The 24,720-nt window shown below is 39.9% G+C and carries 22 protein-coding genes; 20 read left to right on the top strand and 2 right to left on the bottom strand.

Annotation, left to right across the window (positions count from 1 at the left end; all coding sequences use genetic code 11):
* Window positions 1–60: 60 nt before the first annotated feature.
* Window positions 61–1,170 carry an AI-2E family transporter gene (locus JJN14_RS04445; protein ID WP_070479288.1) on the top strand — a complete coding sequence of 370 codons (1,110 nt, stop codon included), beginning with the start codon at window positions 61–63 and terminating at the stop codon, window positions 1,168–1,170.
* 206 nt (window positions 1,171–1,376) lie between these two features.
* Window positions 1,377–2,573 carry an elongation factor Tu gene (gene tuf / locus JJN14_RS04450; RefSeq protein ID WP_001040726.1) on the top strand — a complete coding sequence of 399 codons (1,197 nt, stop codon included), beginning with the start codon at window positions 1,377–1,379 and terminating at the stop codon, window positions 2,571–2,573.
* Window positions 2,574–2,855: 282 nt separating this feature from the next.
* Here the strand turns inward: tuf and JJN14_RS04455 are convergent, their stop codons facing one another.
* Entirely contained in the window at window positions 2,856–3,869 is a 1,014-nt protein-coding gene (locus tag JJN14_RS04455) for a lactonase family protein (protein WP_201059047.1), read from the bottom strand.
* Window positions 3,870–4,023: 154 nt separating this feature from the next.
* Between JJN14_RS04455 and JJN14_RS04460 the strand changes: the two genes are divergently transcribed.
* Both JJN14_RS04460 and JJN14_RS04465 read left to right on the top strand, forming a co-directional pair.
* A complete protein-coding gene (locus tag JJN14_RS04460; protein WP_201059048.1) occupies window positions 4,024–5,190 on the top strand; it encodes an AI-2E family transporter in 1,167 nt (388 codons plus the stop codon).
* Complete coding sequence (locus JJN14_RS04465) at window positions 5,180–6,409, top strand: tetratricopeptide repeat protein (RefSeq protein WP_201059049.1); 1,230 nt, start codon at window positions 5,180–5,182, stop codon at window positions 6,407–6,409. Before JJN14_RS04460 ends, JJN14_RS04465 begins: the two co-directional genes overlap by 11 nt.
* Window positions 6,410–7,078: 669 nt before the next feature.
* On the opposite strand, the gene JJN14_RS04470 is transcribed toward JJN14_RS04465, so the two are convergent.
* Window positions 7,079–8,065, bottom strand: coding sequence for an L-lactate dehydrogenase (locus tag JJN14_RS04470; RefSeq protein WP_023942623.1), 987 nt, complete (start codon window positions 8,063–8,065; stop codon window positions 7,079–7,081).
* 193 nt (window positions 8,066–8,258) lie between these two features.
* Between JJN14_RS04470 and gyrA the strand changes: the two genes are divergently transcribed.
* From gyrA to JJN14_RS04550, 16 genes are all read left to right on the top strand, one after another.
* A complete protein-coding gene (gene gyrA, locus JJN14_RS04475; RefSeq protein ID WP_201059050.1) occupies window positions 8,259–10,727 on the top strand; it encodes a DNA gyrase subunit A in 2,469 nt (822 codons plus the stop codon).
* Window positions 10,727–11,470 (top strand): class A sortase, encoded by a 744-nt coding sequence (locus tag JJN14_RS04480; RefSeq protein WP_033681684.1) that lies wholly within the window; start codon window positions 10,727–10,729, stop codon window positions 11,468–11,470. The genes gyrA and JJN14_RS04480 overlap by 1 nt, the downstream gene beginning before the upstream one ends.
* 143 nt (window positions 11,471–11,613) lie before the next feature.
* On the top strand, window positions 11,614–12,411 hold the full coding sequence (locus tag JJN14_RS04485) for a formate/nitrite transporter family protein (RefSeq protein ID WP_000254773.1): 798 nt from the start codon (window positions 11,614–11,616) through the stop codon (window positions 12,409–12,411).
* A gap of 146 nt (window positions 12,412–12,557) precedes the next feature.
* The gene (locus tag JJN14_RS04490) at window positions 12,558–13,838 is read left to right on the top strand and encodes an O-acetylhomoserine aminocarboxypropyltransferase/cysteine synthase family protein (RefSeq protein ID WP_000196319.1); all 1,281 of its coding nucleotides are present in this window, start codon (window positions 12,558–12,560) and stop codon (window positions 13,836–13,838) included.
* A gap of 96 nt (window positions 13,839–13,934) precedes the next feature.
* Window positions 13,935–15,209 carry a DUF2130 domain-containing protein gene (locus tag JJN14_RS04495; protein ID WP_201059051.1) on the top strand — a complete coding sequence of 425 codons (1,275 nt, stop codon included), beginning with the start codon at window positions 13,935–13,937 and terminating at the stop codon, window positions 15,207–15,209.
* A gap of 25 nt (window positions 15,210–15,234) precedes the next feature.
* Window positions 15,235–16,053 (top strand): hypothetical protein, encoded by an 819-nt coding sequence (locus tag JJN14_RS04500; protein WP_236253713.1) that lies wholly within the window; start codon window positions 15,235–15,237, stop codon window positions 16,051–16,053.
* Between the two features lie 9 nt (window positions 16,054–16,062).
* Window positions 16,063–16,869 (top strand): hypothetical protein, encoded by an 807-nt coding sequence (locus tag JJN14_RS04505; protein WP_201059052.1) that lies wholly within the window; start codon window positions 16,063–16,065, stop codon window positions 16,867–16,869.
* An 11-nt stretch (window positions 16,870–16,880) separates the two neighbouring features.
* Window positions 16,881–17,759, top strand: a complete 879-nt coding sequence (gene truB, locus JJN14_RS04510; RefSeq protein ID WP_201059053.1) for a tRNA pseudouridine(55) synthase TruB — start codon at window positions 16,881–16,883, stop codon at window positions 17,757–17,759.
* 109 nt (window positions 17,760–17,868) lie between these two features.
* Window positions 17,869–18,507, top strand: coding sequence for a uridine kinase (gene udk, locus JJN14_RS04515; RefSeq protein ID WP_001181377.1), 639 nt, complete (start codon window positions 17,869–17,871; stop codon window positions 18,505–18,507).
* 127 nt (window positions 18,508–18,634) lie between these two features.
* A complete protein-coding gene (gene xseA / locus JJN14_RS04520) occupies window positions 18,635–19,975 on the top strand; it encodes an exodeoxyribonuclease VII large subunit (RefSeq protein ID WP_201059054.1) in 1,341 nt (446 codons plus the stop codon).
* Window positions 19,953–20,165, top strand: coding sequence for an exodeoxyribonuclease VII small subunit (locus tag JJN14_RS04525; protein ID WP_084918279.1), 213 nt, complete (start codon window positions 19,953–19,955; stop codon window positions 20,163–20,165). Before xseA ends, JJN14_RS04525 begins: the two co-directional genes overlap by 23 nt.
* Window positions 20,162–21,037 (top strand): polyprenyl synthetase family protein, encoded by an 876-nt coding sequence (locus tag JJN14_RS04530; protein WP_201059055.1) that lies wholly within the window; start codon window positions 20,162–20,164, stop codon window positions 21,035–21,037. The genes JJN14_RS04525 and JJN14_RS04530 overlap by 4 nt, the downstream gene beginning before the upstream one ends.
* A complete protein-coding gene (locus JJN14_RS04535) occupies window positions 21,030–21,845 on the top strand; it encodes a TlyA family RNA methyltransferase (protein WP_201059056.1) in 816 nt (271 codons plus the stop codon). The genes JJN14_RS04530 and JJN14_RS04535 overlap by 8 nt, the downstream gene beginning before the upstream one ends.
* Entirely contained in the window at window positions 21,838–22,269 is a 432-nt protein-coding gene (locus tag JJN14_RS04540; RefSeq protein ID WP_049499393.1) for an arginine repressor, read from the top strand. The genes JJN14_RS04535 and JJN14_RS04540 overlap by 8 nt, the downstream gene beginning before the upstream one ends.
* 6 nt (window positions 22,270–22,275) lie before the next feature.
* Entirely contained in the window at window positions 22,276–23,943 is a 1,668-nt protein-coding gene (gene recN, locus JJN14_RS04545) for a DNA repair protein RecN (protein WP_201059057.1), read from the top strand.
* 1 nt (window position 23,944) lies between these two features.
* Window positions 23,945–24,673, top strand: coding sequence for a metallophosphoesterase family protein (locus JJN14_RS04550; protein WP_201059058.1), 729 nt, complete (start codon window positions 23,945–23,947; stop codon window positions 24,671–24,673).
* Window positions 24,674–24,720: the final 47 nt, after the last annotated feature.

Raw genomic sequence — 24,720 nt, forward strand, 5'->3', positions numbered from 1 at the left:
CATGATAGAAGAAAGAAGCTTTTTTGAAAGTGTGGTAAAATAGATGAATGGAGGTACTTCATGTTTCGTAAGAATAAATTATTTTTTTGGACCAGTGAGATTTTACTATTAACCATCATCTTCTATTTATGGAGACAGATGGGAGCGATTATTACACCTTTTGTAAGCGTTGCAAACACTATAATGATTCCCTTTCTTTTAGGTGGTTTTTTATATTATTTGACCAATCCTATTGTAAATTTTTTACAAAAGTATTTCAAAATTAACCGTATCATTGGTATTTTACTAACCTTGTGTACCTTGGTCTGGGGGCTAGTTATTGGGGTAGTCTATCTTTTACCGATTTTGATTAATCAGTTGACCAGTTTGATAGCAACAAGTCAGACAATTTATAGTCGTTTGCAAGATTTGATTGTGGATTTATCTACTTATCCAGCCTTTCAAAATTTAGATATTCAAGCGACAATTCAACAATTAAATCTATCCTATGTAGATATTCTACAAAATATCTTAAATAGTGTGACGAATAGTGTTGGAAGTGTCTTATCTGCGCTCTTTAGTACTGTTTTGATTATTATCATGACCCCTGTGTTCTTAATTTATTTTTTGTTAGACGGTAACAAGTTCTTGCCGATGCTTGAACGTACTGTTTTAAAGAGAGATAAGCTACATATTGCAGGCCTATTAAAGAATTTGAATGCGACAATTGCTCGCTATATTAGTGGAGTTGCAATTGATGCGATTATTATTGGGTGTTTGGCCTTTATTGGATATAGTATTATTGGTTTAAAATATGCTTTGGTCTTCGCCATCTTTTCAGGATTAGCCAATCTCATTCCTTATGTGGGACCAAGTATTGGCTTGATTCCAATGATTATCGCTAATGTCTTTACTGATCCTCATAGAATGCTGATTGCAGTTGTTTATATGCTAATTATTCAACAAGTGGATGGAAATATTCTCTACCCTCGAATCGTTGGTGGGGTAATGAAGGTTCATCCAATTACGATTTTAGTATTACTTTTGTTATCAAGTAATATCTATGGTGTCATTGGTATGATTGTCGCTGTACCAACCTATTCTATCTTGAAAGAAATTTCTAAGTTCTTATCTCGCTTGTATGAAAATCACAAAATAATGAAAGAACGAGAAAGAGAATTAGCCAAGTAAAAGTCAGGAAATTCCTGATTTTTCTTTTTATTTAGGCAAGTGATAGGAGTGGAAGTGCCGTTTAGATTAGTAGATTAAGAATAATTCACAAAAACTTTGTAAAACACTTGCAATTTAGCTGAAATTTGATAAAATAGTAAGGAAAGTTAGACTGTATTGCCTACTGTCTATCTATAAAATATATTTTATTGGAGGCTTTTACTCAAATGGCAAAAGAAAAATACGATCGTAGTAAACCACACGTTAACATTGGTACTATCGGACACGTTGACCACGGTAAAACTACCCTAACTGCAGCTATCACAACTGTTTTGGCACGTCGCTTGCCTTCATCAGTTAACCAACCTAAAGACTATGCGTCTATCGATGCTGCTCCAGAAGAACGCGAACGCGGTATCACTATCAACACTGCGCACGTTGAGTACGAAACTGAAAAACGTCACTACGCTCACATCGACGCTCCAGGACACGCGGACTACGTTAAAAACATGATCACTGGTGCCGCTCAAATGGACGGAGCTATCCTTGTAGTAGCTTCAACTGACGGACCAATGCCACAAACTCGTGAGCACATCCTTCTTTCACGTCAGGTTGGTGTTAAACACCTTATCGTCTTCATGAACAAAGTTGACTTGGTTGACGACGAAGAATTGCTTGAATTGGTTGAAATGGAAATCCGTGACCTATTGTCAGAATACGACTTCCCAGGTGACGATCTTCCAGTTATCCAAGGTTCAGCTCTTAAAGCCCTTGAAGGTGACACTAAATACGAAGACATCGTTATGGAATTGATGAACACAGTTGATGAGTACATCCCAGAACCAGAACGTGACACTGACAAACCATTGCTTCTTCCAGTCGAAGACGTATTCTCAATCACTGGACGTGGTACAGTTGCTTCAGGACGTATCGACCGTGGTATCGTTAAAGTCAACGACGAAATCGAAATCGTTGGTATCAAAGAAGAAACTCAAAAAGCAGTTGTTACTGGTGTTGAAATGTTCCGTAAACAACTTGACGAAGGTCTTGCCGGAGATAACGTAGGTGTCCTTCTTCGTGGTGTTCAACGTGACGAAATCGAACGTGGACAAGTTATCGCTAAACCAGGTTCAATCAACCCACACACTAAATTCAAAGGTGAAGTTTACATCCTTACTAAAGAAGAAGGTGGACGTCACACTCCATTCTTCAACAACTACCGTCCACAATTCTACTTCCGTACTACTGACGTTACAGGTTCAATCGAACTTCCAGCAGGTACTGAAATGGTAATGCCTGGTGATAACGTGACTATCGACGTTGAGTTGATCCACCCAATCGCCGTAGAACAAGGTACTACATTCTCTATCCGTGAGGGTGGACGTACTGTTGGTTCAGGTATGGTTACAGAAATCGAAGCTTAATTCGATTTAGTTCCCAGAAGAACAATTATTTAAGTCAGACACTAAAAGAATCTTGCTTTGCAAGGTTCTTTTTCATTATGTCACTATTAGTCCGTCTAGCTCCGTTAGGTGTGAGACAAATAAATGATGGCTGTGAAATATTTTTACTTTTCATGGAAAAATTGTTTTGAGAAAGATTCCATCTTTTTTTTGGGAGTAATTTGTAGATATAAAAAAGACAAACACTAAAATAATGTTTGTCTATGGTGTGTAGAACTTGTTAGAAGTGTGGTTATAATTGTCTTAATTAGCAAATCTGATGCAGACCGCTTCTGGGACATGGAAGTCATTAGAAAGTTCTGCTAGACGACCAGTTTCAGGATTGCGTTTAAAGACGGTTGCATTGTCAGAGTCTTGATGGATAGCAATGACAAATTCTTGATCCGGTGTCAAATCAAAATCACGTGGAGTCTGACCATGAGTCGGAACGATTTCTAACAACTCTAAACTACCGTCCGCAAGGATTGTATATACTGCGATAGAATCATGACCACGGTTAGAAGCGTAGAGATATTTACCGTCTTTAGAGAGACGAATAGCAGCAGTTCCATTAAAGCCTTCATAACCGTCTGGTAGAGTTGAAATGACTTGCATACGTTCAAATTCACCAACACCATCGTAGATTAGAACCTCGATAGTACTATTAAGTTCACAAATGAGATAAGCGATTTTATAGTGGTTATGGAAAATGATATGGCGTGAGCCTGCTCCTGGCTGGCTATGGTAGGTATAGAGTTTAGATAATTTTCCTTCTTGATCAAGATCATAAGTGATGACTTGGTCAGTTCCCAAGTCGCAAGTCACTAGATAGTGGTCAGGTGTTAAATCTGTATAGTGAACATGTGGAGAAGCTTGATTTTCATGTGGACCTTGGCCACTGTGTTGATCCACATCACTAAGTAGAAGACGACCATCTTCCTGACGTTTATAAACAAGGACCTGTCCCTTGTGGTAGTTTGCTGCGTACACCAAATCACGCTTTTCATCAACGGCAACATAACAGTGGGGTGCTCCCTCTTCCACGACATGATTTAATAAGGTACCGTCAGTTTGATAGGCAGCGATTCCTCCCTTATTGTCTTGACTACCAACGGTGTATAAATGTTGGTGCTGATCAAAAGCAAGATAGGTTGGACTTGGTTCAGGAGCAAAAAGTTTTAGATTTGCAAGTTGACCAGTTTCTGTATCAAAGTCCGTTTTGTAAATCCCTTGGGAAGTACGACGTGTGTATGTTCCAAAATAAACAGTTTCTTTCATAACTTTACCTCTATATAAAAGATAAGACTATTATATCACAAAATGAATTTATAATATGCTATGCGGTGCAATTCAATGGAATGTAAGCACTTTAAAAAACAGTTATTTTGATTTAAAAATGGTATAATGAGAGAATAATAGAAAGGAAGTATTTATGGAGCAAAAAGAGAAACAGTTTAGCCTATCTTGGTTTTTCAAATGGTTTTTGGATAACAAGGCAATTACGGTATTTTTGGTAACCTTATTATTGGGACTGAATCTTTTTATTTTAAGCAAGATTAGTTTTCTATTTTCACCGGTTCTAGACTTTTTGGCAGTTGTGATGTTGCCAGTCATTCTATCTGGTTTGCTATATTATTTATTAAATCCTATTGTTGATTGGATGGAGAAGCATAAGATTAATCGTGTCATCGCAATCAGTATTGTCTTTGTCATCATCGCTCTCTTTATCATTTGGGGCTTGGCAGTCGCCATTCCAAATCTGCAACGTCAAGTTTTAAGTTTTGCAAGGAATGTTCCAGTCTACCTCGAAGATGCAGACAGAGTTGTTAATGATTTGGTCACCAAGCGTTTACCAGATGATTTTAGACCTCAGTTAGAACAAGTTTTAACAAACTTCTCTAGTCAGGCTACAGTTTGGGCAAGCAAGGTTTCTTCTCAGGCAGTCAACTGGGTGAGCGCCTTTATTAGCGGTGCTTCTCAAGTGATTGTTGCCTTGATTATCGTTCCTTTCATGCTCTTTTATCTATTACGTGATGGGAAAGGCCTGCGTCACTATTTGACCCAATTCATGCCAACGAAATTGAAAGAACCTGTTGGACAAGTTTTATCAGATGTGAATCAACAGTTGTCTAACTATGTTCGAGGGCAAGTGACAGTAGCTATTATTGTAGCAGTAATGTTTATCATCTTCTTCAAGATTATTGGTCTACGCTATGCGGTTACGCTGGGTGTTACTGCTGGTATTCTAAATCTGGTTCCTTATCTTGGTAGTTTCCTAGCCATGCTTCCTGCCCTAGTATTGGGCTTGATTGCTGGTCCAGTCATGCTTTTGAAAGTAGTGATTGTCTTTATAGTAGAACAAACTATTGAAGGCCGTTTTGTCTCTCCATTGATTTTGGGAAGTCAATTAAACATCCACCCTATTAATGTTCTCTTTGTTTTGTTAACTTCAGGCTCCATGTTTGGTATCTGGGGAGTTTTACTCGGTATTCCGGTTTATGCTTCTGCTAAAGTTGTCATTTCAGCCATTTTCGAATGGTACAAGGTAGTCAGTGGCCTATATGAAGTAGAGGGAGAGGAAATCAAGAGTGAACAATAGTCAACAGATGTTACAGGCTTTGGAAGAGCAAGATTTAACCAAGGCTGAGCACTATTTCGTCAAAGCTTTAGAAAATGATCCAAGTGACCTTCTGTATGAGTTGGCAACTTATCTTGAAGGGATTGGTTTTTATCCTCAGGCCAAGGAAATTTACCTGAAAATTGTAGAAAATTTTCCAGAGGTTCATCTTAATCTAGCAGCTATTGCTAGTGAGGATGGTCAAATCGAGGAAGCATTTGCGTACCTTGAGGAAATCCAAGCTGACAGTGACTGGTATGTTTCAGCTTTGGCACTTAAAGCAGACCTTTACCAGCTGGAAGGTTTGACAGATGTGGCGCGTGAGAAATTATTGGAGGCCTTAACTTACTCGGAAGATCCTCTCTTGATATTGGGATTAGCAGAGTTGGATAGTGAGTTGGAAAATTACCAAGAAGCTATTCAAGGCTATGCCCAGTTAGATAATCGTACTATTTATGAGCAAACGGGCATTTCTACCTATCAACGAATTGGCTTTGCCTATGCCCAGTTGGGGAAATTTGAAACAGCTACAGAGTTTTTAGAAAAAGCCCTGGAGTTAGAATACGATGACCTAACAGCTTTTGAGTTGGCCAGTCTTTACTTTGATCAAGAAGAATATCAAAAAGCTGTTCTATACTTTAAGCAACTTGATACCATTTCACCTGATTTTGAAGGCTATGAGTATGGTTACAGTCAGGCCTTACATAAGGAACATCAAGTTCAAGAAGCCCTGCGTATCGCTAAGCAAGGCTTAGAGAAAAATCCCTTTGAAACTCGCCTCTTGCTAGCTGCTTCACAATTCTCTTATGAATTGCATGATGCCAGTGGTGCAGAAAACTACCTCCTTACTGCTAAAGCAGACGCTGAAGATACGGAAGAAATCTTACTCCGTCTAGCTACTATTTATCTAGAACAGGAACGTTATGAGGACATTCTAGACTTGCAAAATGATGAGCCAGAGAATCTTTTGACCAAGTGGATGATTGCTCGTTCTTATCAAGAATTGGACGATTTAGATACTGCCTATGAGCATTACCAAGAATTAGCAGGAGATTTAAAGGACAATCCAGAGTTTCTGGAACACTATATCTATCTCTTGCGTGAATTGGGTTATTTTGAAGAAGCAAAAGTCAATGCGCAAGCTTACTTAAAACTGGTTCCAGACGATGTTCAAATGCAAGAACTATTTGAGAGATTGTAAGAATATATTTTTTAAACCTGTATCTGATTATTTTTTATTATAACAGCTACAGGTTATTTTATCTATTTTGTGATGTTGTGTTTGTATTCGAATTTACAATACAGTACATAAGAAGTGAGATAAGTAATATTTTTAAAAGTACAATCTTAGATTTTATAACAATAAAAAGAAAAGTTCTCATTTTATAAGAAACTCAGACTGAAAACAAAGCCCTTAGATTAAAAGTTTCTAAGGGCATTTTTTCTAAAGTCGTATAATAGATGTCAGAAAAGTTGTGAGATGTTTCCTATGTTTCATAAAGAAAATCCAGACAATAACCGCAATCAGGTTGTCTTTTACACGCTAGATGAACTCGTTCCGCAAGAACATTTTCTTAGTCATATTGGACAAGTTATTGATTTTCCTTCATCTATGACTGAATCGTATCCAATAACCACAAATATACTCACAAAGTTTTGATAATCAAGCTAAGTTTATATGGAAGTTAAGATTGACTTAAATCGGAAAAACCACGGAAAACAGGGCGGGAAATTTTTTTGCATTGAAAAGTATTTTGTAGAGGTTTCAAATTTTTTAAGGATAGGAGATCTGGAGAAATAAAAAAGACAAACACTAGAATAATGTTTGTCTTCGGTATGGAGTTCTCATTTAATGAGAACCTAGTTACAATTAGTTTTTAGAAGCTTCTTGGAATTCTGGGTTTTTCCATGCTTCGTCAATGATAGCTTGTAATTCTTTAGCAGATGCTTGCATTTTTTGAGTTTCTGCGTCGTTCAATGGGATATTTACTGGACGAACAATACCATGTGCACCAACAACAGCTGGTTGACCGATAAAGACGTTTTTAACTCCGTATTGACCTTCTTGGAATACTGAAAGTGGAAGTACTGCGTTTTCATCGTCAAGGATTGCTTTAGTAATACGAGCAAGAGCTACTGCGATACCGTAGTATGTTGCACCTTTTTTATTGATGATTGTGTAGGCTGCATCACGAACACCTTCGAACAATTCAATCAATTCAGCTTCTTGAACATTTTGAGTGTCTTTAAGGAATTCTTCAAGGTTTACACCAGCGATGTTAGCGTGTGACCAAACAGCGAACTCAGAGTCACCGTGTTCACCCATGATGTAGGCGTGCACTGAACGAGCATCAACATCCAATTTTTCAGCAAGTGCTTGACGGAAACGAGCTGAGTCAAGTGAAGTTCCTGAACCGATAACGCGTTCTTTAGGGAATCCAGAGAATTTCCAAGTTGAGTAAGTCAAGACGTCAACTGGGTTAGCAGCAACAAGGAAGATACCTTTGAAACCTGATTCAACAACTTGAGTTACGATTGATTTGTTGATAGCAAGGTTTTTACCTACAAGGTCAAGACGAGTTTCACCTGGTTTTTGAGGCGCACCTGCAGTGATTACAACAAGGTCAGCGTCTGCACAGTCAGAGTATTGAGCTGCATAGATTTTTTTAGGTGAAGTGAAAGCAAGGGCGTGACTAAGGTCAAGCGCGTCACCAACAGCTTTTTCATGCAATTGTGGAATTTCGATAATTCCAAGCTCTTGTGCAATTCCTTGGTTAACAAGTGCAAAAGCGTAAGAAGAACCTACAGCACCATCACCGACAAGGATAACTTTTTTGTGTTGTTTAGTTGAAGTCATTATTCTAAACATCTCCTTAATTTTATTCAGGGATTTCCCCAGTTATTTCAATTCTATCACTTTTAAAAAGCTTTGTCACGGATATGCTTTGCAGTTCTTGATGTAAACGTTTTAGTGGTTTTAGATACCTGAAATATGGCGGACATTATGGTATAATATATTTTATACTAATAGTGAAATGAGGCATTTATTAATGCAGGATAGAAATTTAGTGAATGTCAATCTGACAAAGGAGATGAAGACGAGCTTTATCGACTACGCCATGAGTGTTATCGTAGCGCGGGCTCTTCCTGATGTTCGAGATGGCTTGAAACCTGTTCACCGTCGGATTCTCTACGGAATGAATGAATTGGGTGTTACTCCAGACAAACCTCATAAAAAATCTGCTCGTATTACAGGGGATGTCATGGGTAAATATCACCCACACGGGGATTCCTCGATCTATGAAGCTATGGTCCGTATGGCTCAATGGTGGAGCTATCGTTACATGCTTGTAGATGGCCACGGAAACTTTGGTTCTATGGATGGAGACGGTGCTGCCGCCCAGCGTTATACTGAGGCACGTATGAGCAAAATTGCTCTGGAAATGCTTCGTGACATCAATAAAAACACAGTTGATTTCGTCGATAACTATGATGCCAATGAACGTGAACCCTTGGTCTTGCCAGCACGTTTTCCAAACCTTTTGGTTAATGGAGCTACTGGTATTGCCGTTGGGATGGCAACCAATATTCCCCCTCATAACTTGGGTGAAACTATTGATGCTGTGAAGTTGGTAATGGACAATCCTGAAGTGACTACTAAGGACTTGATGGAAGTCTTGCCTGGGCCAGATTTTCCAACTGGAGCCCTTGTTATGGGGAAATCAGGTATTCATAAGGCTTATGAAACAGGTAAAGGTTCGATTGTTCTCCGTTCTCGTACTGAAATTGAAGAAACTAAGACTGGCCGTGAGCGCATCGTTGTAACAGAATTTCCTTACATGGTCAATAAAACCAAGGTTCATGAACATATTGTTCGCTTGGTTCAGGAAAAACGAATCGAAGGTATTACGGCGGTACGTGATGAATCTAACCGTGAAGGAGTTCGTTTCGTAATCGAGGTCAAACGAGATGCATCCGCAAATGTTATCCTCAATAACCTCTTCAAGATGACCCAGATGCAAACCAACTTTGGTTTCAATATGCTTGCTATCCAAAATGGGGTGCCGAAGATTTTGTCTCTTCGTCAGATTTTGGATGCTTATATCGAACACCAAAAAGAAGTGGTTGTTCGTCGTACTCGTTTTGATAAGGAAAAAGCAGAAGCGCGTGCTCATATTTTAGAAGGTCTCTTAATAGCACTAGACCATATCGATGAAGTGATTCGTATCATCCGTGCTAGTGAAACAGATGCGGAAGCACAAGCTGAGTTGATGAGTAAGTTTAAGCTTTCTGAACGTCAAAGTCAAGCCATTCTTGATATGCGTCTCCGTCGTTTGACAGGCTTGGAACGTGATAAGATTCAGTCTGAGTATGATGACCTCTTGGCTCTGATTGCGGATTTGGCAGATATTCTTGCTAAGCCGGAACGTGTTTCTCAAATCATTAAAGATGAATTAGACGAAGTCAAGCGTAAGTTTGGAGACCAACGTCGTACGGAATTGATGGTCGGTGAAGTCTTAAGTCTCGAAGATGAGGATTTGATTGAAGAATCGGATGTCTTGATTACACTGTCTAACAAAGGCTACATCAAACGTCTGGACCAAGCTGAGTTTACTGCTCAAAAACGAGGAGGTCGTGGTGTCCAAGGTACAGGTGTTAAGGATGATGATTTTGTTCGTGAGTTAGTGTCAACTAGCACCCATGATCACCTACTCTTCTTTACAAATAAAGGACGTGTCTATCGCCTGAAAGGCTATGAAATTCCTGAGTATGGCCGTACAGCTAAGGGCTTGCCAATCGTCAATCTTTTGAAATTAGATGAAGGTGAAAGTATTCAGACCATCATCAATGTTGAATCTGAACGCAGTGATGATGCTTATCTCTTCTTCACAACTCGTCATGGTATTGTGAAGAGAACCAGCGTTAAGGAATTCGCTAACATTCGTCAGAATGGACTCAAGGCTTTAAATCTCAAGGATGAAGATGAATTGATTAATGTCTTGCTGACAGAAGAGGACACGGATATTATCATTGGTACCAAGTTTGGTTATGCAGTTCGCTTTAATCAATCAGCCGTTCGTGGCATGAGTCGTATCGCCACTGGTGTGAAAGGTGTCAATCTCCGTGACGGAGACACAGTTGTTGGTGCTAGTGTGATTACAGACCAGGACGAGGTTCTTATCATCACTGAAAAAGGATATGGTAAGCGCACCGTTGCGACTGAATATCCAACAAAAGGTCGTGGTGGTAAAGGGATGCAAACTGCTAAAATTACTGAAAAGAATGGTTCTCTTGCTGGTCTTATGACCGTTACAGGCGATGAAGATTTGATGATTATCACTGATACTGGTGTCATGATTCGAACTAACGTTGCCAATATTTCACAAACAGGTCGCTCAACTATGGGAGTTAAAGTGATGCGCCTGGACCAAGATGCTAAAATTGTAACCTTTACGACGGTTGCAGCGGCAGAAAAAGAAGAAGTTGGGGCAGAAAACGAAACAGAAGGTGAAGCATAATGTCTCATAAAAAGAATAATAAGAAAATCAAACGAAAAAATCTGCTGACAAATATCTTGGCTGTATTTCTCATACTGATCTCTATTGCTTTAATTTTTAATGCAAAGATTCGTGATGCATTTATTGCTTGGAATAGTAATAAATACCAAGTTAGTCAAGTATCAAAAGAAAAAATAGAAGAAAATCAGGATACAGAGGGAAATTTTGATTTTGATTCAGTAAAAGCCATTTCCTCTGAAGCTGTTTTAGCCTCTCAATGGGATAATCAAAAATTACCTGTTATCGGAGGAATTGCAATACCTGAGCTTGAAATTAATTTACCTATCTTTAAGGGGATTGCAAATGTCAATCTTTTATACGGTGCGGGTACCATGAAGCGTGACCAAGAAATGGGTAAAGGGAATTATTCATTAGCTAGCCATCATATTTTCACAGGTGATAATGCTAGTCAGATGCTTTTTTCTCCACTAGATCGTGCGAAAAAAGGGATGAAAATTCACTTGACAGATAAGAATAAAGTGTATACCTATGAAATTAGTGAAGTGAAACGAGTTACACCAGATAGAGTAGATGAAATTGATGACCGAACTGGTGTTGATGAAATTACTTTAGTAACTTGTGAGGATGCAGCAGCTACTGAGCGGATCATTGTAAAGGGTGATTTGAAAGAAACAAAAGATTATTCACAAACATCTGACGAAATTTTAACAGCCTTCAATCAACCATATAAACAATTTTATTAGTTCTAAAAGAATCAGTGAAGATTAAGTTTCATTGATTCTTTTAATATTTTTGTAAAATAAACTTTTATAAAATACAGAAAACGTTTCCTTAATTCTAAAGTTTGTGATATAATTATCACAAATAAAAGTTTTAGGAGTTTATTATGGTTTCTTCAGAATTTATCTCAAAGATTGAATTTGCTTGTAAGAAGAAAGAAAGTCTTTATAGCCAAAGCAAATTTAAGTATGCGATTCGTTCTATGTTTGCAGGTGCTTTTTTAACCTTCAGTACAGCTGCTGGTGCAGTTGGAGCTGACTTGATTAATAAAATCGCACCAGGTAGTGGACGATTCCTATTCCCATTTGTCTTTGCTTGGGGCTTGGCCTACATTGTTTTCTTGAATGCCGAGTTGGTAACATCAAACATGATGTTCTTGACTGCTGGTAGTTTCTTGAAAAAAATCTCTTGGAGAAAAACAGCAGAGATTTTACTATACTGTACCTTGTTCAACCTTATCGGAGCCTTGATAGCAGGTTGGGGCTTTGCCCACTCAGCAGCTTATGCACATCTGACACACGATAGTTTCATCTCAGGGGTTGTTGAGATGAAGTTAGGCCGTTCAAATGAATTAATCTTGCTTGAGGCGATTTTGGCAAATATTTTCGTAAATATTGCGATTCTTTCATTTGTTTTGGTCAAAGATGGTGGTGCCAAACTTTGGCTCGTTTTATCAGCAATTTACATGTTTGTATTCTTAACAAACGAGCACATCGCTGCGAACTTTGCTTCTTTCGCGATTGTGAAATTCAGTGTTGCTGCGGATTCAATTGCTAACTTTGGTGTTGGAAATATGCTTCGTCACTGGGGTGTAACCTTCATTGGAAACTTTATCGGAGGAGGCCTCTTGATGGGTCTTCCATATGCCTTCCTCAATAAAAATGAAGATACTTACGTAGATTAAGAAAATGAGCACGATTAAGTCGTGCTTTTTCGTTTTTAAAATAGGGTAATAGCTATTTCTTATATCAAAATATAGAAAACTGATATTTGTAAACTATACCTTAAGGTGCTACAATATCCTTAATCAAACTATTTGGAGGTCGTTTTATGACTCGTGATTTTAAATTTGAAACTTTGCAACTACATGCTGGTCAAGTTGTGGATCCAGCTACCAAGTCTCGTGCAGTGCCAATTTATCAGACAACATCTTTTGTTTTTGATGACACGCAGGAAGGTGCCGATTTGTTTGCCTTGAGAAAGCCAGGTAATATCTATACTCGTATCACCAACCCTACAACAGCTGCCTTTGAAGAAAGAATTGCTGCACTTGAAGGTGGTGTTGGAGCTCTTGCAACAGCTTCAGGTATGGCCGCAGTGACTTATACGATTTTGGCGCTTGCCCACGCTGGTGACCATGTAGTGGCAGCATCAACTATCTACGGCGGGACTTTCAATCTCTTGAAAGAAACCCTTCCTCGTTATGGGATCACAACAACCTTTGTCGATGTGGATAATTTGGAGGAAGTGGAAGCGGCTATCAATGACAATACCAAGCTTGTCTTGATTGAAACCTTGGGGAATCCTTTGATTAACATTCCTGACTTGGAGAAATTGGCTGAGATTGCGCATAAACACCAGATTCCACTAGTGTCGGACAATACCTTTGCCACACCTTACTTGATTAATGTCTTTTCTCACGGTGTAGATATTGCCATTCACTCTGCGACTAAGTTTATCGGTGGACATGGTACGACTATTGGAGGAGTGATTGTTGACAGTGGTCGTTTTGACTGGGCAGCCTCAGGAAAATTCCCTCAATTTGTTGAGGAAGACCCAAGCTACCACAATTTGAGCTATACTCGTGATGTGGGTGCAGCAGCCTTTATTATTGCCGTCCGTGTCCAATTGCTCCGTGATACAGGTGCAGCCTTGTCCCCATTTAATGCATTCTTGTTACTTCAAGGACTTGAAACCCTTTCACTTCGTGTGGAACGTCACGTGCAAAATGCAGAGAAAATTGTTGATTTCCTTGTCAATCATCCTAAGGTAGAAAAAGTCAACTATCCAAAACTTGCAGATAGTCCTTATCATGCCTTGGCTGAGAAATATTTGCCAAAAGGTGTGGGGTCAATCTTTACCTTCCATGTTAAAGGTGGGGAGGCAGAAGCACGCAAGGTAATCGATAATTTGGAAATCTTTTCTGACCTTGCAAACGTAGCGGATGCCAAGTCTCTTGTTGTTCATCCAGCGACTACAACACATGGTCAGTTGTCAGAAAAAGACCTGGAAGCAGCAGGAGTCACACCAAACCAAATCCGCTTGTCTATCGGTCTTGAAAATGTAGAGGATTTGATTGAAGATTTACGCTTGGCCTTGGAAAAAATTTAAAGAAAAAAGAAGATAAACAGTGGGTTTCGACTCACTGTTTTTGATTTTCCCTCAGGCATGATATAATGGTTACAGAAGTCTAGAAAGAGGAACGATATGAACGAAATCAAATGCCCCAACTGTGGGGAAGTCTTTACAGTAAATGAAAGTCAGTATGCCGAACTTTTATCCCAAGTGAGAACGGCTGAGTTTGATAAGGAACTACACGATCGCATGAAGCAGGAACTGGCTTTGGCTGAGCAAAAGGCCATGAATGAACAACAGTCTAAACTGGCTCAAAAAGACCAAGAAATTGCGCAATTGCAGAGCCAAATCCAAAACTTTAATACAGAAAAAGAATTGGCCAAGAAAGAGGTTGAACAGACAAGCCATCAGGCTTTATTAGCAAAGGACAAGGAAGTGCAGGCATTGGAAAACCAATTGGCTACCTTGCGTTTGGAGCATGAAAATCAACTGCAAAAGACCCTTTCTGACCTTGAAAAAGAACGGGATCAGGTCAAAAATCAGCTCCTCTTGCAAGAAAAGGAAAATGAGTTATCTTTGGCTTCTGTTAAGCAAAATTACGAAGCCCAGCTTAAAGCAGCCAGTGAACAAGTCGAGTTTTACAAGAATTTTAAGGCACAACAATCTACCAAGGCAATCGGTGAAAGTCTGGAACAGTATGCGGAAAGTGAGTTTAACAAGGTCCGCAGTTTTGCCTTTCCAAATGCCTACTTTGAGAAGGATAACAAGGTCTCTGCGCGTGGGTCTAAGGGGGACTTTATCTTCCGTGAGAGTGATGAAAATGGAGTGGAAATCATTTCCATCATGTTTGAGATGAAAAATGAAGCGGACGGGACTGAGAAGAAGCACAAGAACGCAGATTTCTACAAGGAATTGGACAAGGACCGTCGTGAAAAGAACTGCGAATATGCTGTTTTGGTGACCATGCTTGAGGTTGATAATGACTACTTTAATACAGGGATTGTTGACGTCAGCCACGAGTATGAAAAGATGTATGTGGTTCGCCCTCAGTTCTTTATCCAGTTGATTGGTCTCTTACGTAATGCAGCTCTTAATTCTTTGAAATACAAGCAAGAGTTGGCCTTGGTTCGGGAGCAAAATATTGATATTACGCATTTTGAGGAAGACTTAGATGCCTTTAAGCTGGCCTTTGCTAAGAACTATAACTCTGCTTCGACTAATTTTGGTAAAGCTATCGATGAAATCGACAAGGCCATCAAACGCATGGAAGAGGTCAAGAAGTTCCTAACCACATCCGAAAACCAACTTCGCCTCGCAAACAATAAATTGGAAGATGTTTCGGTCAAAAAATTGACTCGAAAAAATCCAACCATGAAAGCTAAATTTGAAGCCTTGAAGGAGGAGTAGAATTCCCTTAGGAACAGAGATTTATATGAAAAGAGCTATAGAAATTATTAGAACATGGTCAGCTGATAAAATAGAATTAATTTTTCTTAAAATTATATTTAAATATTTGCTGTATTTTTTAGTGTTTTCAACAGTAATGTTTTATGTTTATATTTTTAACCATTCATCGACCACTTACACAAAGGTATTAACAGTATTTCTTGTCCTTCTTATATTGTTTATTCTTCTATCTAAATTATTACTAGATAGGGCTTTAATTGAAATTTTATTTGAGGATATCAATTTAACAAAGTATCAGGATATAGTTGCTAGAGCTGATGCAAATTCTTTAAATAGAAATGTTCAGATTCTTCCAAAATATTTGGCAAATGCAAGAGTATCCTTTTATAGAGGACACTTCCAAGATAGTTTAGAATTGCTGAATAAAATAAAAATTAGTAATCTAAAAAAATCTAAAAATCTGTACTATGTGTTTCATATCAAGTATTATAGCATCCTAAACTTGCTTCATTTGAATGATTGTTTAGAATTGCAAGAATTAATGGTAGAAATTGAAGAACTAACAAGTAATGTTCAATCGCAAATTTTAAAATATCAGGAAGAAATTTTGAGTTTAAAGGCTATTGTTGATATCTATTGCAATAAAATATCAAACGACTACTTTGACATTACTGAACCAGAAAGTAAGCTAGCTCGAATCATGTTTTCTTATTACGGCGCTCTCAATGCCCAGCTAAAAGGAGATGAAGCTCGTGCCCGTAGTTTGTTTGAAAGTATCGCTCATGAAAATCCAGAACTCTTTTATGTTCAGGAAGCGAAAAAATATTTAGAATCAGTGAAATGAGAGTAATATATGAAATTAATTAAAAAAATAGTAAGTAGGGCGACAGAAAACACTCTTCTACAACTTGATAGGACTATTCTAATTTGCTCAATTATTGGACTTGTTTTGGATGTGATGGCAGTATGCTTAGTATTTCAAAGCAATTTGGAAATATTGGGATTCATATTATTAGTTATTGTCTTTTTAGTTCTCGGCTTTGTATTTTATTTAAGATTTGTATCTAGAAAAGTTATTGATTTAGTGTTAAACGATTCTATTAATCTTAAGCTCTATGTAGACATGTTCAGAGTTCAATCAGAAAAATCTATTAAGCCCTTTAGAGCAACATATCGTGAGTATTACCAATTTATCCAAGGTCAAGTGGCTTATCTAAAAGGAGATTTTCAATCAGCTAAGGAAAACATGTCCGAATATGATTTGAAGAAAATTTGGAAGAGATTCAGAAACCATGTGTTTTTAATATCAAACTTTGAACTATTAAAAGTTTCCATTCATCTTCAAGATGCGCAAGATATTGCTTTCTTTGAGGAACAATTGTCCAAGGCACCAGATCTTAAAGGAGGCAAAGCTAAACTTGTTGCTCAAGCCCAAGCAATAAAAGATATTGTATTCAATAAAGAAGCAAACGACTACTTTGACACTACTGAACCAGAAAGTAAGCTAGCTCGAATCATGTTTTCTTATTATGGCACTCTCAATGCCCAGCTAAAAGGAGATGAAGAACGTGCCCGTAGTTTGTTTGAAAGTATCTCCCATGAAAATCCAGAACTCTTTTATGTTCAGGAAGCGAAGAAATATTTAGGAGCAGAGGAATAAGAGAGTAACATATGAACGGTATTATCAACTTAAAAAAAGAAGCGGGGATGACCTCGCATGATGCAGTATTTAAGCTGCGTAATATTTTGGGAACCAAGAAGATTGGTCATGGTGGGACCTTGGATCCGGATGTGGTGGGTGTTTTGCCCATTGCAGTTGGCAAGGCGACCCGCATGGTCGAATTTATGCAGGACGAGGGCAAGGTCTATGAGGGGGAAATCACTCTGGGCTATTCCACGACGACCGAGGATGCTAGTGGGGAAGTAGTTGCAGAGACACCTGTTTTGTCGCCCTTGGATGAAACCATTGTCGATGAAGCGATTGCGAGTCTGACTGGGCCCATTACCCAGATTCCGCCTATGTACTCTGCGGTTAAGGTTAATGGTCGCAAGCTCTATGAGTATGCGCGTGCTGGTCAGGAAGTGGAGCGTCCAGAACGTCAGGTGACCATTTATCAATTTGAACGGACAAGTCCGATTTCTTATGAGGGTCATCTTGCACGATTCACTTTTCGTGTGAAATGTAGCAAGGGGACTTATATCCGTACCTTGTCAGTTGACTTGGGAGAGAAGCTTGGTTACGCTGCTCATATGTCACATTTAACACGGACTAGTGCTGCAGGTTTGCAACTGGAGGATGCTCTTACCTTGGAAGAAATTGCTGCAAAAGTGGAGGCGGGTCAGCTGGACTTTCTCCATCCTTTGGAGATTGGGACAGGGGACCTCGTCAAAGTTTTCCTAAGTCCAGAAGAGGCTACAGAAGTGCGCTTTGGTCGCTTTATCGAGCTAGACCAAACAGACAAAGAACTGGCTGCCTTTGAAGGCGATACATTGCTAGCCATTCTAGAAAAACGGGATAATCTCTACAAGCCAAGAAAGGTTTTTAGCTAGTCTAACTGGGGTGTAGGGAATGTTGTTTCCCATAGACTATCCAAATCAGACTATAAATTTTGCAAAAAATGTGATAGAATAGACCACGGATAAAAAAACGGAGGATAGCATGCAAAATAGACCAATCATTATCGGAGTGACAGGTGGTTCTGGTGGAGGAAAAACCAGTGTTTCAAGAGCCATTTTATCGCATTTTCCTGATGAAAAGATTTCCATGATTGAGCACGATTCATACTACAAGGATCAGTCTCATTTGACCTTTGAAGAGCGTGTCAAAACCAACTACGACCATCCTTTTGCCTTTGATACAGACTTGATGATCGAGCAGATTAAGGAATTGTTGGCAGGGCGTCCGGTGGACATTCCGACTTATGACTATACAGAGCATACACGGAGTAGCAAGACTTATCGTCAGGAGCCTCAAGATGTCTTTATCGTTGAGGGGATTTTGGTCTTGGAGGACAAGCGTCTGCGCGATTTGATGGATATCAAGATTTTTGTGGATACGGATGATGATGTGCGCATTATTCGTCGTATCAAGCGTGATATGGAGGAGCGTGGCCGTAGCCTTGATAGCGTTATTGACCAGTACTTAGGCGTGGTTAAACCAATGTACCATCAGTTTATCGAGCCGACTAAGCGTTATGCGGATATCGTCATTCCTGAAGGGGTTAGCAATACAGTTGCTATTGATCTGTTGACCACCAAGATCGAAAAGATTTTGGAGGAAGCTCGAAACAGCAAATAATCAGATGTGGAGGCCTTGCCTCCTTTTTCTATTTTTCCCTCATAATGGTACATAAATGGAGATTTTTAGGCATATTTTTGGTATAATAATACCCATGAAAGAGCAAGGAAATGAGTAGTAGGTGGAGATGGAAAAGTATTTATCGGTAACAACTTTGACCAAGTATCTGAAAATGAAATTCGATAAAGACCCTTACTTGGAACGGGTCTATTTAACTGGTCAAGTTTCCAACTTTCGTAAACGACCTACTCACCAATATTTCTCACTAAAGGATGACCATGCAGTCATTCAAGCGACTATTTGGTCTGGGATTTATCAGAAATTAGGCTTTGACCTTGAAGAAGGGATGAAGATCAATGTGATTGGGCGTGTACAGGTCTACGAACCGAGTGGTAGCTACTCCATCATTATTGAAAAAGCTGTGCCTGATGGGGTTGGGGCGCTTGCGATTCAGTTTGAACAACTTAAGAAAAAATTGACGGAAGAAGGCCTGTTTCAAGAGAGGTTCAAGCAACCTCTGCCTCAATTTTCTAAGAGAATTGGTGTAGTGACCAGTCGCAGTGGAGCCGTTATTCGAGATATTATTACGACCGTCAGCAGGCGCTTTCCAGGTGTGGACATTCTTCTCTATCCGACCAAGGTTCAAGGTGATGGAGCGGCAGAAGAAATTGCTCGAAATATTGCGCGTGCCAATCAACGGGACGATTTGGATTTGCTCATTATTGGTCGTGGTGGTGGTTCTATCGAGGATCTCTGGGCCTTTAACGAAGAAATTGTGGTACGAGCTATTTTTGAATCTCGTTTGCCAGTTATCTCTAGTGTGGGGCATGAGACAGATGTGACCTTGGCAGATTTTGTCGCAGATAGACGGGCTGCGACGCCAACAGCAGCAGCTGAACTAGCAACACCAGTGACCAAGTTGGATCTATTAGCTCATTTGCAAAATCAAGAAAAACGGATGGCAACAGCAGTCCGAAATGTTCTATCGAAGAAACAAGAAGCTTTGAAAAAATGCAGTCAGTCTGTTATCTTTAGACAACCAGAGCGCTTGTATGATGGTTATTTGCAACGCTTGGATCAACTACAACTGCGCTTAAAACAAAGTTTGCGAACACAGATTTCTGATAACAAACAGCTAGTCCAAGCAAGGACACATCAACTGGTGCAATTATCACCTGTGACCAAAATCCAACGCTATCAAGACCGCCTAGGTCAGTTGGACAAGCTTCTCCGTAGCCAAATGGCGCTGGTTTATGATGCCAAAGTTGCTGAGGTCAAGAGACTTTCAGAAGCCTTACTGATGTTGGATACCAGTCGAATTGTGGCGCGTGGCTATGCTATTGTCAAAAAAGAAGAGTCCGTTATCGATTCAGTTGAGAGTTTGAAGAAAAAAGACCAAGTGACGCTTTTGATGCGAGATGGTCAAGTAGAATTAGAGGTTAAAGATGTCAAAACAAAAGAAATTTGAGGAAAATCTTACAGAACTAGAGACTATTGTCCAAAGTTTGGAAAATGGTGAAATTGCTCTCGAAGATGCGATTGCGGCCTTTCAAAAGGGTATGGTCTTGTCAAAAGAGCTCCAAGCGACGCTGGACAAGGCTGAAAAGACCTTGGTCAAGGTCATGCAAGAAGACGGAACAGAGAGTGATTTTGAATGAGAAAGCAAGAAAAATTAGCTCTTGTCGAGTCAGCCTTGGAAGATTTTTATGGCGACCAGCAGTTTTCCTCTAGTTTGCGAGAGTCTGTTCTCTATTCTATTCATGCTGGTGGCAAGCGTATTCGGCCTTTTCTCTTGTTAGAAGTTTTGGAAGCCTTGCATATTGCCATCAAACCTGCTCACGCGCAGGTGGCCGCGGCCTTGGAAATGATTCATACAGGTAGTTTGATTCACGATGATCTTCCAGCTATGGATGATGATGATTACCGTCGGGGACGCTTGACCAATCACAAGAAATTCGGTGAAGCTATGGCCATTTTGGCTGGAGATGCTTTATTCCTAGATCCTTATGCCTTGATAGCGCAGGCAGATTTGCCAAGTCAGATCAAGGTGGACTTGATTGCCAATTTATCTCTTGCTTCAGGAAGTCTGGGTATGGTAGCAGGGCAGGTTTTGGACATGGAAGGCGAACACCAGCATTTGTCTTTGGAAGAACTCCAGACCATTCATGCCAATAAGACTGGAAAATTACTAGCCTATCCCTTCCAAGCAGCAGCCATCATAGCCGAATTGGAACCTGAAATGCAGGCAAAACTGAAAACTATTGGGGAATTGATTGGACTTGCTTTTCAAGTTCGAGACGATGTACTGGATGTGACCGCTAGTTTTGAGGAAATCGGCAAGACACCACAAAAGGATTTGCAGGCTGAAAAATCAACCTATCCTGCTTTGTTGGGCTTGGAAGAAGCTATTGCCTTTTGTAACCAAACTCTGGATCAAGCTAATGCCAAATTAGAAGAAATTGCCCAGCAGGTTTCCTTTGAAACAGAATCGATTGTAAAAGTAGTAGAAAGTTTGAGAATCAATGGCTAAGGAAAGAGTGGATGTACTAGCTTATAAACAGGGCTTGTTTGAAACGAGAGAACAAGCCAAGCGCGGCGTCATGGCTGGTCTAGTCGTAGCAGTCCTTAATGGAGAACGGTTTGATAAACCAGGAGAGAAAATTCCAGACGACACCGAGCTAAAACTCAAGGGGGAGAAACTCAAGTATGTCAGCCGTGGTGGTTTAAAACTGGAAAAGGCCTTGCAGGTCTTTGATTTGTCAGTTGATGGAGCGACCACAATTGATATCGGTGCTTCTACTGGTGGCTTTACCGATGTTATGTTGCAGAATGGTGCTGAACTTGTTTTTGCAGTTGATGTCGGTACCAATCAGTTGGCTTGGAAATTACGCCAAGACCCGCGGGTTGTCAGTATGGAGCAATTCAATTTCCGCTATGCTGAAAAGACTGATTTCGAGCAGGAACCGAGCTTTGCCAGTATTGATGTGAGTTTCATTTCCCTAAGTCTTATTTTGCCGGCCTTGCACCGTGTGTTGGCTAATCAGGGTCAGGTTGTGGCTTTGGTTAAGCCCCAGTTTGAAGCAGGACGTGAGCAAATCGGGAAAAATGGAATTATTCGAGATGCTAAGGTTCATCAGAATGTCCTTGAATCTGTCACAGCTATGGCAGTAGAGGAAGGTTTTTCAGTCCTTGGTTTGGATTTTTCTCCCATCCAAGGTGGTCATGGAAATATTGAGTTTTTAGCGTATTTGAAAAAAGAAGAGTCAGCAAGCAATCAGGTTCTTGCTGAGATTGCAGAAGTAGTAGAGAGGGCGCATAGTCAATTTAAAAATGAATAAAAAAGAGAGACTTGAAAAAATTAGACGATTTGTGACAGATTATCAAATCGGTACGCAAGAAGAAATCGTAGAACATTTGAAAGAGGCAGGAATCACTGCCACTCAAGCAACAGTATCACGAGATATCAAAGAGTTAGGCATTGTCAAAATTCCTTTGAGAGACAACACCTATGTCTATGAATTGCCAAAATCAATCGTAAAAAGTTTGCAACTGGCTGAAGACAATATCGAATCGGCTGAATTGATGGATAAGATGATTAATCTCCAAGTCATCCCAGGAAATACTGCTTTTGTAAAAGCTCAGTTAATCGAGACTTTTGCGGACAAGATTTTTAGCTGTTTGGCTGATGATAGTTCGATTTTAGTCATTGCCAGAAGTGAAAATCTAGCTGAGGAAATCTTTGAACAAGTAAAAAATTGGTAGGTCTATATGTTACTTGAAATTTCGATAAAAAACTTTGCCATTATTGAGGCTATTTCCCTCAATTTTGAAAAGGGAATGACTGTCCTGACTGGTGAAACGGGTGCAGGGAAGTCGATTATCATTGATGCCATGAATATGATGTTGGGAGCTCGTGCTACGACAGATGTTATTCGTCATGGTGCGCCAAAGGCAGAGATTGAGGGGCTTTTCTCAGTTGAGAATAGTCGCCTTTTACAGGAAATTTTTGATGAGCAAGGTTTGGAAATGGGGGATGAGATTATCATCCGTCGGGAAATTCTGCAAAATGGTCGTAGTATCAGCCGTGTCAATGGTCAGATGGTTAATCTGTCTGTTTTGCGCGCTATTGGGCAACATCTGGTAGATATTCATGGTCAGCATGACCAAGAGGAGTTAATGCGTCCCCAACTGCATATTCAAATGTTGGATGAATTTGGTGATACAGGCTTTTGGGCCTTGAAAGAAACCTATCAAACGAGTTTTGATGCCTATCGAAAAATGCGTAAGCAGGTTCTGGAAGTCAAGAAAAACCAACAGGAACACAAGGCACGTATTGAAATGTTGGAATTTCAAATGGCAGAGATTGAGGCGGCAAACTTGCAGGCTGGAGAAGACCTGTCTCTCAACCAAGAGCGTGATAAACTTCTTAATCATAAAAATATTGCGGATACGCTGACCAATGCGTACAGTATGTTGGACAATGAAGACTTTTCAAGTCTGGCCAATGTTCGTTCAGCCATGAATGACATGGAAAGTGTTGAAGAGTACGACCCTGAATACCGTGAAATTTCAAGCTCTTTGTCTGAGACATACTATGTCTTAGAAGACATTAGCAAGCGTTTGGAAGCTATTATTGAGGACCTTGATTTTGATGGCAATCGTCTCATGCAGGTCGAGAATCGTTTGGACCTCCTTCATACTATTACCCGTAAGTATGGTGAGACTGTTGATGATGTCTTGCTTTATTTTGCTAAAATTACAGAAGAATACAATCTCTTGACAGGCAATAACCTTTCTTCTGAGGACATGGAAGCAGAGCTTAAGAAGTTGGAAGTTAATCTTGTCGATTTGGCAGGTCAGCTTGCCTCTGCTCGTCATGATTTGGCCCAGCAGCTCGAAGCTGAGATTAAACAAGAACTTCAAGACCTTTATATGGAAAAAGCCCAGTTTCAGGTTCGTTTTAGCAAGGGCAAATTCAGTCGTGAGGGCAATGAAACGGTCGAGTTTTACATTTCAACCAATCCTGGCGAAGACTTTAAACCCTTGGTCAAGGTTGCGTCTGGTGGGGAATTATCTCGTCTCATGCTAGCTATTAAATCTGCCTTTTCTCGTAAAGAAGGTAAGACCAGCATTGTCTTTGATGAGGTGGATACGGGAGTTTCAGGTCGTGTAGCTCAGGCCATCGCGCAGAAGATTCACAAGATTGGTCAGCATGGTCAGGTTCTTGCTATTTCCCATTTACCACAAGTGATTGCGATTGCGGATTATCAGTTCTTTATTGAGAAGATTAGCAATGAGCATTCAACGGTTTCGACTGTTCGTCTCTTGACGGTTGAAGAGCGAGTGGAGGAAGTTGCCAAGATGTTGGCTGGTGATGATGTGACGGAAGCAGCCCTGACGCAAGCTAGAGAATTGTTGAGAAACAGGGAGAAATAAGATGACAGACTATTATGTAATTGGAGACGTTCACGGAAAAGCTGGGATGCTAGAAGACCTTCTCAAAACATGGGATGGTCAGACCCAGTTGCTCTTTCTAGGTGATTTGATTGACCGTGGTGAGGATAGTCGCCGTGTTCTAGAGATGGTTAAGGACTTAGTGGACAATCAAGGGGCGATCTGTTTGTCAGGAAATCACGAGTATATGTTTTTGACTTGGCTCGATGACCCAGAAGAAAGTTATGACCACTATCGTCGTAATGGTGGAGATACAACCATTAACTCTATCCTAGGTCGTCCCTTGAATGCACCAGTTGATGGAGTGGAGGATGCCAAGCGTGTCGCTACTGAAGCGGCAGATTTGGTCGAATTTATTCGTCAAATGCCATTTGTGGTAGAGACAGATAAGTATATCTTTGTTCATGCAGGTATTGATTTGACCTTGGATGACTGGCATGAAACAACAGATTACAAGAAAGTCTGGCTTAGAAAACCATTCCACGAAGCCGAAAATCATACTGGAAAAACCATTGTTTTCGGACATACACCAGTTTATGGTTTACTGAAGCAAGAACGAGGTACAGCTGAGCTTTGGACGACAGAAGATGGTAAGATTGGGATGGACGGAGGAGCTGTTTATGGTGGTGTCCTTCATGGAATTGTTTTTACAGACCAAGGAATGACAGAACACCACTTTATCGAAAATGACGGCTTTGTCGCTGAAGATTAGTACTCCTAGCAGGGTATGGTCTTGTCAAAATATCAAAAACAATTTAT

This window comes from Streptococcus mitis (genome assembly GCF_016658865.1).
Classification (GTDB): Bacteria; Bacillota; Bacilli; order Lactobacillales; family Streptococcaceae; genus Streptococcus; species Streptococcus mitis_BT.